The sequence below is a fragment of the Aquimarina sp. genome (assembly GCF_977115655.1).
Genome location: NZ_CDSBKO010000013.1, coordinates 1 through 15,697, shown reverse-complemented (window position 1 = coordinate 15,697; position 15,697 = coordinate 1). Strand labels below are relative to the sequence as shown.

Sequence of the window (15,697 nt, the reverse complement as noted above, 5' to 3'; positions counted from 1 at the left end):
AAAACTTATTACCCTTTTGTTTTTTGGTTCTAAACTGTAAGCCTTAGTACAAGTTGCAATAAATAGTATGGAGCAAGAAAAGACTAGCTTCTTTTCTTGCTCCATACTATTAAAAAATCGTTTCTATAATTTTTTATACAGAAACAACTTCTTCTTCTTGCAATAATTCTTCCTGTCTCAATCTAAGAAAAATCTGTGCAACAGCTACGGTATCTTTTTCACAATAGATAATAATACGATCTATATCTTGTTCTTCATAAAAAACTTGCCGTACCTGGCTTCCGTCAATATCATCCTTTGGAGAAGGAATACCTAATATGTTTGTTAGTAGTTTTAAAGAGGTATAATGTTTATAATCCCCAAATTTCCATAAATCAAGAGTATCCAAATGTGGCACTTCCCATGGTTTTTTGCCAAAAAGGTTTAATTTATGAGGTAGAGTTATATTATGAATTATCATTCTGCGGGCTATGTATGGAAAATCAAACTCTTTACCATTATGTGCACAAAGTAAATGATGTGGTGTGTTAAAATGAGTTTCAAGTACATTTTTAAAATCTATAAGGAGCTGTTTCTCTTCGCCGTAAAAAGATGTGGTTCTAAAGGATCGGGATTCTCCTTTAAAATTAAAATAGCCAACCGATATACATATTATTTTTCCAAATTCTGCCCATATCCCTGCACGTTCATAAAACTCTTCGGGAGAAAACTCTTCTTTGCGTTGGTATTTTGTTTTATCTGCCCATAGATATTTCATTTCTTCACTAAGATCCTTAAACTCTTCATGTTCAGGAACTGTTTCGATATCCAGAAATAAAATATGTTCTAAATTTAATTTATGAAGCATTTTTGAGCATTTTATAAGCTTCTTCTATATACACAAAAAAGTCTTCGGTAAAGGACTCTCCTGGCACAAATTGTCCTCGTTGATGCCCTAATCTTATAATCATGATATTATCTTCAGGAATACAAATCACATATTGCCCTAAAATCCCCCGCATGGCAAATATTTTTTTATCTAAATGATTGGATAGCCAAAATCCATATCCATACATCTGTCCGTCTTTAAATCTTGGAGTGGTAGCCAACTCTACAAATTCTGCTGGCAATAACTCTTCTCCTTCAAACATTCCTTTATTTTTAAACAGCATCCCAAAACGGGCAAAATCTCTTGCGTTACTAGCTATACAACAGTATGCTTTTTCCATTCCGCTTTCTTGACTATCCAGTTGCCAAATTGCTTCGCTTTGCATCCCCATAGGTTTCCAAAAGCTCTGGCTTAGATAAGAGGATAATTGTTGTTTTGTTGCTTTTTCTATAACCATTCCCAACAACTGGGTATTTCCGCTCAAATACTTATATTCTTTTCCCGGGATTTCTACTACTTTAAGTCCGCGTATAACATCTCTGATATTTGGATCATAATATGCTCTTGCTGTAACAGAAAAAGGGCTTGTATAACTCTCTTCCCAATTAAGTCCGGAGGACATAGAGGACAAATCTCCTACAGTCATCTTTGCTGCAAGTCCTTTTGAAAATTCCGGAAAGAAATCCCCTACCGGTTGTTCCAGGCTCTTAATATGCCCATCCATAATTGCTTTTCCCAGCATAGCGGTAACTATGCTTTTTGCCATAGAAAAAGAGTTGGTTTTTGAGCCTTCATTATATCCATCTGCATAGTTTTCATACCAGATACTATCGTTTTTTACAATCATAAAAGCTACTGTACCCAACTTTTCATTAATTGTGTTAAGCCTATCTGTAGATTGTACTTTATTATACTCGGGGTGTATTGCCCATGCAATTGTAGCATTGCCATTTTTTATGCTTCGGTTATCAAAATAAGAGTGATCATCGATATATGCAGTGGTATGACCTGTCATGTAAACTACTCTGACCCCTTTTAGGATATATTCATAATCAAAAATATACAGTAATAGTATACAAAGCAGAATAAGACTAAACAATGCTTTTAAAAAAAATTTGAGTAAGCGTTTTATCATTTTGTAAGAAAGATTGATTTGTTATTATTGCAGTAAAGACAAATTTCTGACTTAGCTAATGTATGAAAATTAATTGCAGTTAAATAAAGCTAAGAAAATTTGTTTTACAGATTTTTGAAATGGTATTATATATTTAAAAGCTACCTAAAAAAATAGAGTGCCTGCAAAAACCAGGCACTCTAAGGGGAAAATAATTATTGATAAAATCAATTACATTAAGACAATTATATTCACTTTACTTAATTAAATAGTTGCGTTATAAATATTGAGTTTGTGGCTTACCCAACAAATAGTAATTCTTTACTATTTACATAAAGAATTATTAAATTCGCTATACATAGTTCTAACTGCTGTTCTGTCGTTTGTGGTTAGTCGGGTTAACCCAACAATATCTCTTGTATCTATTCTCATTATAGATCGTGGATCGTCTGTAACAGTTGTTGCTATTTGTGTCCCGAAAGAGGCTTGTTCTATATGCAGAAGACCTATATTATGACCTATCTCATGTGTAATTACATTTACCCATTGTGCTTGTGTTAACACACCTCCATTATTAATGACAGAAGCAGATGCATCTAAATTAATATCTATAGTAGCTCCAGGTTTACCACTACTTGGAAATGACCCTTGTCCATAAGTATTAGTAGCAAGTCTTCCTCCATCCAAACGAATAGTAATATCCTGTCCACTGGTTACAGTTCTAATATTAAGAATACTACTGTTTATCGAATTCCATCTTAAGATAGCTGCATTTAAAGCTTTTCCTGCTGCATTATCTCCTAAATCATTTTTAATTTTTACATCTCTAGAATTTTGGCAGCTCATTAAAGAAAGAAAAGCTTGCTTATTAAAATTTGTTTCTTCCAGATTGCTATAAGGAATAAAAATATCTCTTTCTACCACAACACCACCCTTGGTAGAGGTTACAGGAATATCAGATACATTAAACCCTATGGTCTTAAGTTTATTTAGGATTTCTTCAGATACCTCTTGTGGTTGTACCTCTTGAATTTCCTCGATGCTATTTTCAACATCATCATTACATTGTACTGCAAGAAAAGCTACTGCTATACATACAGAGATTTTAAAAAATTTCATATTTAGTAATATTTAAGTTATACCCCAAAATTAGAATAAAACCTACTTTGGGTTATCTATCAATACAAGTTTGAAGGGTATGAATGTATGTTTGGTTACTTTTAATGTAAGAAGCATTTTAAGAACCCAAAAAGAAACTTATCCTATTTTAACTTTGAAAAAGAAATAATTTATTAGTGCTATTTCAAAGTTAAAATGGGATTATTGAGGGTCTATTAAAAATTATATTACATTTAATTTATTATATAATACTTTTTTAGAATCTTTGGCTATTGGTAAAGATTTATTATTACACATTACTACATAATCACCTTGATCTTTCACCACCGTGTTTACATGGTCTAAATTAATCAAGTAAGATCTGTGTATTCTAAAAAAACCAAAAGGCTGTAGTTTAGACTCAATGTATTTTAAGTTTTTAGAAATAATAATTTCTTTTTGGTTTTTTCTAAAAAAAGTAGTGTAATTACCATTGCTCATACAGTATAAAACTGAGGGTATTTTTATAACATGTGTACCTTTGGAGTCTGTTATAGAAATTTTTGGGACTTCATAAATCTTGGCAAACAACTCTTGAAAATTGTTTAATGAATTTTCTTTATTTTGATTTTCTTCGAATTCTAATAGTAAAACTGCTTTATTAACAACCTCGACCAGCATTTCTGGTTTAATGGGTTTTAGCAAATATCCCAAAGCATTATATTTATATCCTTCTATTGCATACTCATTATATGCTGAAATGAATACTATTTCAAAAGTGATTTCATCTAATTCTTTTAAAATATCAAAAATGCATTGTGCACCTAATTGTACATCCAGAAATACTAAGTCCGGATTTGCCTTGGGCAACATCTCCAATACAGAAGTCTTATCTTCTGCTTCTCCTATAATTTCTACTTCGGGGCAATAGGTTTTTAAAAGTAATCTTATATTTTCTCTATCTTTTTTCTCATCATCGATCAGGAAACATTTTAGGGTAGGTTTCATTATTTTTAATATATTTAACTGTTGGTAAATTAATTATTACCTCAGTCCCATTTGATATCCCTTGCTTACAAAAAAGATCGTTTATAATAATACTTGAGCATCTGGTTGTAACTTGGTTAAGAATTTCGATACGTTCTTTTGTGTTTTTTGTTGCAATATTTAAGCTAAGTATATTTTTATTTTCTTTTTTAAGAAGCTGTGAAGCTTCCCTTCCTATTCCATTATCTACAATAGTACACACAATAGATTCTTTATCTTTATGTATAATTATTTTCAATTCTCCTTTTATCGACCCACCAGAAAACCCATGAATAATTGCATTTTCTATAAAGGGTTGTATAATCATAGCTGGTATTTTTGGGTTATCTTCTAATAATTCAGGATCTATATCATATATTACTTCAAAATTTTCTTCAAACCTGCCTCTTTGTAAATTTATGTAGGATTTTATAATATCCAGTTCTACACTAAGGCTTATATATACACTATCAGAGCTATTTAATATATTTCTTATCAAGCTGGAAAGTTCTGTCATATATTCATTTGCTTTCTTACTGTCATTTTTAAGTATAAAATTTTGCAGTGCACTAAATGTATTAAACAAAAAGTGTGGATTCATAGAAGAGCGTAAGGAGGTTAGACGTAAAAACATCAGTTTTTGATTAATCTTATAGTTTTTTATTTCACTTTTATAGCTTCTGTAGATTAAAGCAATTAATGCTACAAAGAGTATTCCTACCAATAAAAAGCTAAAAAACCTTATTGTATATACTTCTTTTTTGATTTTAAGGTTTTTTTGTTCCAGTCCAGATATTATAACTTCTTTAGACTGTAAGGTGTTTTTTGCTAGTTCCTTGTTAACCCTAACTGCTAATTGTTCTGGTTCTAAATGTTTTATCTCTCTAAGAATCTTAATACTTTTTTTAAGGTCTCCTAATTTTTCGTATGTTTTTGATAAATCTTCTTTTGTTAAAATTAAGTCGGGGATATCTTTTTTATCTTCAAAGTATTTATGGGCTATCAAAAAAAACTCTAAAGCCTTATTATATTGTTCTAAATCATATTGAATAGATCCTAACGTATGCATTAAAGCCGGATAAAAATCATCTTCGGGGAGATAGGATAAAATCTCTAAATTTATATGATCCCTAATTACCTTTAATGCTTTTTCTGGTTTTTTTTTAAGGTAATAAGACCATGCAATATTATTATATGCCATATTGCAGTTCCTATTGGTTGATTTTTTGCTACAATTAACAGCCGAAATTTTTGAATAGTAAAGTATAGAGTCTGGCTCACTATTAGGAAAAGAAGCAGAAATATTTAGATAGGTTAATATCTTTTTATTATCCGAATCTTGTTTTGTTATATATTTTAGAGCGTTTTTAGAATCACTTTTACTTTGTTCTAAATCCCCAATGGTTAAAAACATCGAGCCTCTGTTTATAAAAGTTTGCCAATATAAATCCGGATAATCATAATCATCCAGATATAATAATGCCCTATTATAATGGGATAATGATTTTACATACTCTCCCAACCTACTATAACCTGAACCTAAATTTATCTCTATTTGAATAAGATGTCTTTTATCTTCTAATTGTTTGCTATATATACTTAACTCATTAAGTATTTGTATTGATTTTATATAGTCTTTGGTAATATTTCTGTAAAACTTTTCTATTTTAAAACCAATAGATATAACTTGTTCCCAGTTTTTACTTTTTTTGGTTAGTAAATATGCCTCATTATATACTAATCCTGCTTTATTATATACTTTTGCACTAGATAAACTATCTGCTTTTATCAATAAAGAGTCTATTAGCTTGGTATCATAATTGATTGGTTGCTTTAATTCTCTACTCGAAGATTCTTGTCCGTATAGTTCTAAAGAAATTAGAATAAGTATACTGCTAATAGTATAGAATAAAGTTTTCATAAGCGGCAGGTTATTTTTTGTGTATTCAAAAGTTTAAAACAAGGATTGCTGTTTTACCGGGCTTTCATGATCGAGCAACCATTTTTTTCGCCACAATCCCCCTGCATAACCGGTTAAAGAGCCATCACTACCAATAACACGATGGCAAGGCACTATAATCCACAATGGGTTTTTACCATTGGCACTTGCCGCTGCTCGTATACATTTTGGATCTCCTAATCGTTTTGCCATATCCAAATACGTAGTTGTTTTACCAAAGGGAATATGAAGTAATTCCTGCCATACTTTTTTTTGAAAATCTGTTCCGGAAGGATTTAAAAGAAGATCAAAATTAGTACGATTGCCTTCAAAATACTCTTGTAGTTGTGTAACCGCATCTTGTAAAAAAGAAGGAATTTTGGCAGAAGATATATTGCCAGAAGTTTTTGTTACAGAAACACCCGAAATACCATTTTTATCCCCACTTATAGTAGCGATCCCCAATGGTGTTTCTATGTATACCGAATCAATCATTCTTTTTTATCCTCTACAATACCTAAGCGTTTAGCCCGATGTTCCCAATTTTTGCGTGCAAGATCCTGCATATTGGCATCGGTATCACTTTCATCTACTATTTCAAGTCCTAATAAAGTTTCTATCACATCTTCCATAGTAACCAAACCACTTACAGAACCATACTCATCTACTACTACAGATAAATGATTTTTGTTTGCTATTAACTCGTTAAATAGCTGTGGAATAGGAAGATTTCTATTGGTAAACAGGATAGGTCTTTTAATATCTGCCAATTTTTTCTCTCCATTTTGATTTGCCATTTCTTTAAAGACCTCATCTTTTAAGACTAATCCTGTAATATTATCTGTTTTATCTTTATAGACTGGTATTCTGGAAAATCTAAGGTTCTGATTTTCCTTAAAAAAATCGGAAATACTCATGTTTTCGGATGCCATTTTCATGACTGTTCGAGGGGTCATTACATCTTTAATAAAGATCTTCTTAAAAGCAAGTAAGTTTTTAATCACTTTGGATTCTGACTCTTCAAAAACACCTTCTTCGTGGGCAATATCTGTCATTACTGTAAAATCTTCTCTACTCAATACAGATCCGTGATGTCCTTTGCCCCCAATAAGCTTGGTAGTAAGTCTTAACACCCATAATATTCCTGTATATTTTAAAGGAGCTATTAAAACTAACAATGCTTTTGAGGTAAAGTTTGCTAATTGTTTCCAAAATGTTGCGCCTATAGTTTTGGGGATAATTTCAGAAACTACCAAAATCAACAACGTCATAATGGTCGAAACTATACCGACCATATTAATCCCAAGTATTTCAAACTTATAAGGTAATGATTCTGCCTGTACCCCAACCAAAATTGCTCCTACGGTATGGGCAATCGTGTTTAAGGTTAAAATTGCTATAAGGGGTTGGTCTACATCTTTTTTTAAATCCTCAAGTATAGTGGCATAAGGTTTCCCTTCTTTTTTTTTAACGTTAATAAATGTGGGGGTAACGCTTAGCAATACCGCCTCTAGTATAGAACATAAAAACGAAAAAAAAATAGAAAGAATTACGTAGATAATAAGTAGGGTCATTGTGGTTTTGTTAAAAATGCTAAATTAATTAATTCCTTTTTTCTCTCCGGCATTTAATTCATATAATAATATTATTCAAAAATCATAAAGTATTAAAAAAAAGAATCCAATATAAAACAAAATTAAAGGGCTAATATTCAATATCATCCTACTGTAATTTGAATTATTATATTTCAAAAATCCCTGAATTAGAATCTTAATAGCAAAGATCCAACTTAGGTAATAAATTATTTTCCAATCAAAATCAAAATCTTTTAAAAAAAACTTTTTAGCAAAGAAGATGATACTTAAACTTAGGGTAATTGGTATTGAGGTATGAGATATAATTGCTTGTATATTAGCATAACTTCCATTTCCGTTTAACCATGTATTTATTTTATGTAATCCTAAACTCTTTAACACACCAAAAAATATAAAAAGAGAAACAACAAATACCATATCAAAAAAAGGATTGATTAAGGTGGTTTTTGTATCTACATTCAAAAAAAAAGTCACCATTCCATAATAAAACAAAAGAAATATGCTTTTTATATTAAGAGTTATCGCATCCTGATTTTCTAAATACGTTAAGGTATGTCTTGTTTTAAATAATATTAAAAAAACAGATTTCATTATTTTCTACCACCCTATATATTGTGGTGGTTTTATATCGTTTAGATTAAGATACACAATTAATTGTCCTCTATGATGTGTTACATGATCCTGTAATAGATTAAGAATTTGAAGTTTTGATTTTCGACCTGCAAAAAAGTCTACTTCTGTCTGCAATGCTTCTTCTTTTGTGTTTTCTATTTGAGTATATACTTTATCAAATGCATTGGCTAACAATGCTATAATTTCTGCTTTCTTTTCAGGAAGGTTTTCTTTAAGCTTCTCTTTATCCAATTGTTCTGACGAAAAATAGGTCGTTCCTAACCAAGTCATATTTGCCCGAATATGAAGCAATTGGTCTTTAAATCTCATCTCTCTATCTGTAGGTTGAAACCCAAATTTATCTTCTGGCATCTGTTCTGCTATTTCTAAAAGGTATTCTTTAGAGTTTTTCCACTTTTCCAAAAAAGCTGTTTTTGGAGAGAACTGTTGGGATATCACAGAACCGGATAGCAAAAAGAATATCAAAAACTTGTATATCATTGTGTTTTGTTTTTATTTACATTGATCATATAGGTCTCCACAGCCTTTAGTTCCTCTGGCGTAAATTTTTTAATAATAGCAAAATTTGTTTTCATAACTGCATACGTTCCGGGATCTACAATAGGTTCTGCTTCCTGCTTTAAAAAAGCAATAAGGTCTCCATTTTGCTCTGTATATACTTTTATGATTTCATGTATAGAGGGACCAATAGATTTTTTATCGGTTTTATGGCACGTATAGCATTTACCTTTGCCATTAAATATGTTTTTGCCTAAATCATAGGCAGAAATTTCTTGGTTTTTTGCGCTTGTGGCAATCTTTTCTTTTTCTTTTTTTTCAGATTGACAACTTGCAGAAAAAAGTATAATCCCAAAAAGGAATGCTATTGTTTTTTGCATATAGGTGTTTAATATTTATGTATATTTTTCTTTAATTTTTTCGATATCTTTTTTAAATCTTTCCAATAAATCGTATGAAAAATTAGCAATCACTTTTTGTTCTTCCCCATCCTTTGCTTTGCCGGCATTTGCAACTTTTTTGAGAGCATATAACATAAATTCATACTCTTGGTCGGGTCCATGACCTGAAAATACTTCTATAACTTTTTTATATAATGTTTCTGCATCATTTTTATGTTCATTTTCATAAATCAATGACCTCGGAGCAAGCTCACGAGGTATGCTTGCGAAAATATATTTTGTTTTCGAGGCAAGCTTCGGAGAATTAAACTCCACAATGTGGATTAAAAGACCAGGTAATCTCTTTCCCTTTTGGGTGTGCTTTTAAAATTTCTTCGAGTATTTGTACTTCTTTTTGTTGTATAACTCCGTCTCTTATTGCTACTACATAAAGCAGCTCTCCAAATGTTTGATATAACCTATCCTTGTTTACCATAACTTATACAGTTTTTATGTTTTATCCCAGACAAATTTTCTTATAACATACAGATGTCAAGTTTAGCTCTAACAGTATTCACAATTTGAATCTACCCCAAAAGTTTTACTACATCTTTTGCAAAATAGCTTGCTATAATTTGTGCTCCTGCCCTTTTAATTGCCATTACTTGTTCTAACATTACAGCATTGTGGTCCAGCCATCCTTTTTCTGCTGCGGCTTTGACCATGGCATACTCACCACTCACCTGATATACTGCTACCGGCACATCTACCACGTCTTTAATATCTCTAACAATATCCAGATAACACAATCCGGGTTTTACCATTACAATATCTGCCCCTTCATCGATATCCATAAGGGTTTCTTTTATAGCCTCTTCCCTATTGGCAAAATCCATCTGGTATGTTTTTTTATCTCCAAACCCGGGTGCAGAATCCAATGCATCTCTAAAAGGACCATAAAATGCAGATGCATATTTGGCACTATAACTCATAATACCCGTATTCTTAAAGTTTTCTTTTTCCAAAAGCTCTCTAATAGCAAGTATTCGTCCATCCATCATATCACTTGGTGCTACAAAATCAGCACCGGCTTGCGCATGAGATAAGGACATTTCTGCCAAAACTTTACAGGTTTCGTCATTAACAATATACCCGTTCTCGACAATCCCATCATGCCCGTACGAAGAAAATGGGTCTAAAGCCACATCGGTCATCACTAACATTTCAGGAACGGTTTCTTTTACTGTTTTTACCGCTCTTTGCATTAACCCATCCGGGTTTAATGCTTCTGTTCCTTTATTATCTTTAAGTGCATCGGGTACTTTTACAAAAAGTAATACCGATTTTAGCCCTAATGCCCAAAGCTCTTTAATCTCGGTTTTTAAAGTATCTAAACTATACCTGTAATATCCTGGCATAGAAGCAATTTCTTCTTTCATGTTTTTACCTTCAACGACAAATATTGGCACTAAAAAATCATGTGGCGTGATGGTGTTTTCTCTAACCAAAGAGCGAATAGCATCATTGGATCTTAATCTTCTGTTTCTACGAAGTTGTTGCATTATGATATGTAAATTTGATACTGGTAAAGATACTTATATATATAGTATTGGTTGTTAATTTTAAGATAGGTTTAAAGATGTTTTATTATATATGGTAAGTGTTATCTGTTTTTTTAAACCCTTTTTAAGTACAAATAAAAAGGCAAAACACTTCTTTTATATTTCTTTTGATTATGTAACAAAACCCCAATAAAACCTACTAACATTAAAATATCTAATCTGCAAATTTTAAAAAGTATGCTTACCATAAAAAACCTTAATAAAACGTATCCTAACGGAACGCAAGCGTTAAACGATGTTAATTTGACTTTAGAAAAAGGGATGTTCGGGCTATTAGGCCCTAACGGTGCGGGAAAATCTACATTGATGCGCACCATAGCTACTTTACAATTAGCAGATACTGGTACTATTGAGTTTGATGGCATAAATGTTTTTAAACAACCACAAGAGTTGCGAAAAGTGTTAGGATATTTACCACAAGATTTTGGAGTATACCCAAAGGTTTCTGCAGAAATGATGCTTAATCATATTGCCAAAGTAAAAGGTATTACTAATACCCCGGACCGTAAAAACTATGTTGCCGATTTATTACACAAGGTAAATCTTTACAAATTTAGAAATCGAAATTTAGGAGATTACTCTGGTGGTATGCGACAACGTTTTGGTATAGCACAAGCATTGCTGGGCAATCCAAAACTAATAATTGTGGATGAACCAACGGCTGGTCTGGATCCTCTGGAACGTAATCGTTTTCATAATCTATTAAGTGAATTAGGAGAGAATGCAGTAGTTATTTTAAGTACCCATATTGTAGATGATGTTACCAATTTATGTCAAAACATGGCGGTTTTTAATGAGGGTAAAATCCTGCAACAAGGTAATCCACAAGTACTATCCGATACCTTAAATCATAAAGTTTTTAAAAAGAAAATTGAAAAATCAGAGCTGGAAAATATAGAGAAAGAATTTACCGTACTATCCAACTACTTAAGAGGAGGCGAATTTTATGTAAATATTTATAGTGAGTACAATCCCGGTGAAGGATTTGAACCTATTAATAACACTCTGGAAGATTTCTATTTTTATTGTATTAACAAAAAAGAAGAACAGGAGGAGGAAGCAACAGTGTAAACAGGCGTTATAATCCCTTACTGTTTGCCAAAACACCTTTTGATATCCTATACGTACACAAGTCCAAGTGTGACTTCTAAAAATAATACATAAATGAAAGAAATATTCCTGTTTGAATTACAATATCGATTAAAAAGACCTGCTACCTGGATTTATATGGCTTTAGGCTTAGGAATTGCAGTTTTAATCTCTATACTACAAAGATCCTCTACCGCAGAATTTGTAAATAGCCCAAGTAGTATAACCAGTGTTACTGCCGGTTTATCTATTATCTCTATTTTCTTTTATGCTGCAATTATGGGAGTTCCTATTTTTAGGGATCAGGATCATAAAACAGCACAAACTTATTTTACATTTCCTATTCCCCAAAAATCGTATGTATTGGGCAGGTTTTTAGGCAGTTTTACTATTGTAAGTATGCTTAATATGTTTATTGTTACAGGTATACTACTAGGTTTTGGTATCGGGGATTTTTTAGACCGCCCAGATTATGGGGATTATGATACTTTTACTATTTCATCTTACATATTACCATTTATATTCTTACTGCAAATCAATGCTTTTATAGTAGGTTCCTTATTTTTCTGCCTGATGGCTTTTTTTAAGAAAATGCCTATTATCTATCTGGGGGGAATTTGTTTATTCTTATTCAATACCTTATCCAAAAGTCTTTTGGGAGATATAGATAATCAGTGGCTAAGTATTTATCTGGATCCATTTGGAAGTCAAGCATACAGTTATATCAAAAAATATTGGTCGATCAATGAGCTTAATATAAACCAGTTACCAATATATGGTAAGTTTTTGGCAAATCGAATCCTTTGGTTGGGCATAGGACTCTTCTTCTTTTTAATTACCTATTTTAGGTTTGATTACAAAAAGTTTTTACTTTCTGGTAAAAAAGAAAAAAAGACCGATGATACCCCATATACCCCATCGGTACTCATTTCGATAACACCAACATTTTCCAAAAAAACACAACGTCAAAATTTATTTTCCCTTAGTAAAATCGAATTTTTATCTATTGTTAAAGACCCTGTTTTTAGTATTCTTTTGGTTATAGGTATTATCATTTCTATAATTACTATTTTTCTAGCTAATGAAACCTATGGCACTCCCAATTTACCATTAACCAGATACGTTATGGTTTATGTGTCTGGGGGTATTTCTTTACTTTCTATCATTATATTGGTTATTTATTCTGGAGAGGCTGTGCACAGAACCCGAAAAAATAAAACCTTTGTGTTTTATGATGCCCTACCCATTAGTGATGCGAGTTTATATTTCTCTAAAATTATTTCTTTATTAGGGGTTGCCATTATCCTCACTTTGGTCAACATCGTTATAGGAGTATTGTTTCAAACTTTTAATGGCTATTTTGTTTATGAGTTGAATATGTACCTGATATATACTTTTGGTATGGTATTACCTGATTTGATAACCACCGTTTTACTTGCATTTTTTGTTCATGTATTGGTAAATAACAAATTTTTAGGACATTTTATCGTAATACTCTTATACATTGGGTTGCCCTTATTAATTGCTCTGGCTTTTAAAAGTACCAACCCAATGCTTATTTATGGTGGCACTCCTCCGTTTTTTATAAGTGATCTTAATGGTTTTGGTCATTATCTAACCGGGATTACCTGGCTAAACCTGTATTGGATCTTACTTACTGCAATACTAATGCTGATAGCAAAATTATTTTGGAACAGAGGCTTCTTTTCTACCGCAAAAGAAAGAATAGCACTTGCTAAACAAAGAGTTTCTACTCCAACTTTAGTTTCGTTTTTAATCGTTATAACAGCCTTTATATCTGTTGCAAGCTACACTTATTATAACCTACAGGTTGTAAACAGAATAGTAGATGGTAACAACTCTGAAAAAATAGAAGCCGATGCCGAAAAAAAATATGCAAAATATATCGGGCAGCCACACCCACAGGTAACCGATCTAAAAGCTTATATCGATGTTTTTCCTAAAGACCGTAATGTAAAAGCTAAAGGAGAGTATACCATCATTAATAATAATCGTACTGCTATCGATACTTTATTGGTAGAGGTACAATATCCAACCTCTGATACGCAACTAAAAAAAGTACTCTATAACGGTATAGAACTTACACCCGTAGTTAGGGATTCTGTATACCGAATGTTTTTTTATAAGTTACCCAAGGCAATGCAGCCTAACGAAAGGGCAAGTCTTACTATAGAGGTATTTGCAGAAACCAAAGGATTTTCTAACCATCTGGAAACCGAAGTGCTATACAATGGTTCCTTTTTTAACAATAGCATATTTCCAAGGTTTCATTATGAAAGAAGTTTGGTGGATAATGGGGTACGCATAAAACATGGCTTAAAAAAATTAGACTATTTATACCCTCCTCGAACCGATTCTACCGCACTACAGAAAAACCTATTTAATGAAGATGCCAACTATATTAACTTTGAAGCCGTAGTGAGTACCGCTGCCGATCAAACCGCTTTGGCCCCCGGTAAACTGGTTAACAAGTGGACAGAAAACAACAGGGCTTATTATCATTATAAACTAGAATCCACTACCGATCTTTTTTTTAATGTGGTATCGGCTACATACGATATCAAAAAATCTGGTTGGACTGCCCCTAGTGGCAAAAAAGTAGCTATCGAGATTTATCATTCGCCAAAACACAAACGTAACTTGCAGCATTTTATAGATGGCGTGCAGGTAGCATTGTCGTATTGCTCCAAAAACTTTTATGAATATCCAAATTCGGTACTTAGGATTGTAGAGTTTCCTGCGCATGCAACTTTTGCACAATCTTTTGTTACCACTATCCCCTATTCTGAAGATTTTGGGTTTGCTGCAAATTTTGATAAGGCAAAAGATTTTAACTATGCCTTTAGGGTAACTACCCACGAGGTAGCACATCAATGGTGGGGGCATTTGGTTACCCCTAGCAAAACATCCGGAGCCAATATTATCTCAGAAACTTTGGCAGAATACACTTCTTTAATGACCATGAAACATCAATATGGAGAAAACGGGATCAAAAACTTTTTAAAATACTCCTTAGATCAATATTTAAGGGGCAGGGCATTTAGTTTTAAACCAGAGCGATCTTTGATTAATGTAGAAACAGGACAGCATATCTGGTATGAAAAAGGATCTATGGTGATGTACGAATTACAGGATATTATTGGGGAAGATAAAATTAATCATGCCTTAAAAGAGTTTATGCTAGAATATAAAGATTTTAAAAAAGGAGTCTACCCTACTTCAGAAAATCTATATGATGCTATCTACAAAGTAACACCAGATTCTCTTAAATATGCTGTAGAGGATGGTTTTAAAAAAATAGTGCTTTATGAAAACAGAGTAGCAAAAGCCAAAACCAAAAAATTAGATAACGGTACCTACGAGACCACGTTTACTGTAGATTCTAAAAAAATATATTATAGCGATACTGGTAAAGAAGAACGTACAGACGACACCACAAATTATATTGAAATAGGGTTGTTTGGAGAAGATATTGTGGACACAAAAGATGTACCGATAAAAAACCCATATTATCTGGAACGAAAATGGCTACAACCAGGTGAAAATACTTTTACTATTGTAACGGATAAAAAACCAATAAAAGCGGGTATAGATCCGTATAATAAATTAATCGATCGTAACTCTGATGACAACCTTCAACCAGTTGCTGAAGAGTAATTTTTAATCTTCGATTATTCTTAAAATCACGATGCAACTGCGCTGTTTGGATCGTGGTTTTTTTTAGGCGGAAAGGTAATACCGTTATTTGAGTAGAGCGTCTGCTTTTTGTCATCCTATGTTTGTATAGGGTTTAAATTTCAATAATGATTTACTT

At 32.3% G+C, this 15,697-nt stretch carries 15 protein-coding genes; 2 read left to right on the top strand and 13 right to left on the bottom strand.

What is annotated here, in order from left to right; all coding sequences use genetic code 11:
* Positions 1-133: 133 nt before the first annotated feature.
* The 13 genes from ACZIYX_RS07465 to hemB all read right to left on the bottom strand — a co-directional run bounded on the left by ACZIYX_RS07465 (position 134) and on the right by hemB (position 10,713).
* The gene (locus ACZIYX_RS07465) at positions 134-847 is read right to left on the bottom strand and encodes a 3'-5' exonuclease (RefSeq protein WP_462681587.1); all 714 of its coding nucleotides are present in this window, start codon (positions 845-847) and stop codon (positions 134-136) included.
* Entirely contained in the window at positions 837-2,003 is a 1,167-nt protein-coding gene (locus tag ACZIYX_RS07460) for a serine hydrolase domain-containing protein (RefSeq protein ID WP_462681586.1), read from the bottom strand. Before ACZIYX_RS07460 ends, ACZIYX_RS07465 begins: the two co-directional genes overlap by 11 nt.
* A gap of 303 nt (positions 2,004-2,306) precedes the next feature.
* Entirely contained in the window at positions 2,307-3,101 is a 795-nt protein-coding gene (locus tag ACZIYX_RS07455) for a M57 family metalloprotease (RefSeq protein ID WP_462681585.1), read from the bottom strand.
* 222 nt (positions 3,102-3,323) lie between these two features.
* Positions 3,324-4,088, bottom strand: coding sequence for a LytR/AlgR family response regulator transcription factor (locus ACZIYX_RS07450; protein ID WP_462681584.1), 765 nt, complete (start codon positions 4,086-4,088; stop codon positions 3,324-3,326).
* Entirely contained in the window at positions 4,054-6,027 is a 1,974-nt protein-coding gene (locus tag ACZIYX_RS07445; protein ID WP_462681583.1) for a tetratricopeptide repeat-containing sensor histidine kinase, read from the bottom strand. The genes ACZIYX_RS07450 and ACZIYX_RS07445 overlap by 35 nt, the downstream gene beginning before the upstream one ends.
* Positions 6,028-6,060: 33 nt before the next feature.
* Positions 6,061-6,540, bottom strand: a complete 480-nt coding sequence (locus ACZIYX_RS07440) for a methylated-DNA--[protein]-cysteine S-methyltransferase (protein ID WP_462681582.1) — start codon at positions 6,538-6,540, stop codon at positions 6,061-6,063.
* Complete coding sequence (locus ACZIYX_RS07435) at positions 6,537-7,619, bottom strand: CNNM domain-containing protein (protein WP_462681581.1); 1,083 nt, start codon at positions 7,617-7,619, stop codon at positions 6,537-6,539. The genes ACZIYX_RS07440 and ACZIYX_RS07435 overlap by 4 nt, the downstream gene beginning before the upstream one ends.
* A gap of 75 nt (positions 7,620-7,694) precedes the next feature.
* Positions 7,695-8,231, bottom strand: a complete 537-nt coding sequence (locus ACZIYX_RS07430) for a hypothetical protein (RefSeq protein WP_462681580.1) — start codon at positions 8,229-8,231, stop codon at positions 7,695-7,697.
* A 6-nt stretch (positions 8,232-8,237) separates the two neighbouring features.
* A complete protein-coding gene (locus ACZIYX_RS07425) occupies positions 8,238-8,753 on the bottom strand; it encodes a DinB family protein (protein ID WP_462681579.1) in 516 nt (171 codons plus the stop codon).
* Positions 8,750-9,151: a c-type cytochrome gene (locus ACZIYX_RS07420; protein WP_462681578.1), complete on the bottom strand. Its 402-nt coding sequence runs from the start codon at positions 9,149-9,151 to the stop codon at positions 8,750-8,752. The genes ACZIYX_RS07425 and ACZIYX_RS07420 overlap by 4 nt, the downstream gene beginning before the upstream one ends.
* A gap of 15 nt (positions 9,152-9,166) precedes the next feature.
* Complete coding sequence (locus tag ACZIYX_RS07415) at positions 9,167-9,487, bottom strand: hypothetical protein (RefSeq protein WP_462681577.1); 321 nt, start codon at positions 9,485-9,487, stop codon at positions 9,167-9,169.
* Positions 9,477-9,647 (bottom strand): hypothetical protein, encoded by a 171-nt coding sequence (locus tag ACZIYX_RS07410; RefSeq protein WP_462681576.1) that lies wholly within the window; start codon positions 9,645-9,647, stop codon positions 9,477-9,479. Before ACZIYX_RS07410 ends, ACZIYX_RS07415 begins: the two co-directional genes overlap by 11 nt.
* A 91-nt stretch (positions 9,648-9,738) precedes the next feature.
* Positions 9,739-10,713: a porphobilinogen synthase gene (hemB, locus tag ACZIYX_RS07405; RefSeq protein ID WP_462681575.1), complete on the bottom strand. Its 975-nt coding sequence runs from the start codon at positions 10,711-10,713 to the stop codon at positions 9,739-9,741.
* 237 nt (positions 10,714-10,950) lie between these two features.
* Between hemB and ACZIYX_RS07400 the strand changes: the two genes are divergently transcribed.
* Entirely contained in the window at positions 10,951-11,844 is an 894-nt protein-coding gene (locus ACZIYX_RS07400) for an ABC transporter ATP-binding protein (protein ID WP_462681574.1), read from the top strand.
* A 93-nt stretch (positions 11,845-11,937) separates the two neighbouring features.
* Complete coding sequence (locus ACZIYX_RS07395; protein WP_462681573.1) at positions 11,938-15,540, top strand: ABC transporter permease/M1 family aminopeptidase; 3,603 nt, start codon at positions 11,938-11,940, stop codon at positions 15,538-15,540.
* The last annotated feature ends 157 nt before the right edge of the window (positions 15,541-15,697 follow it).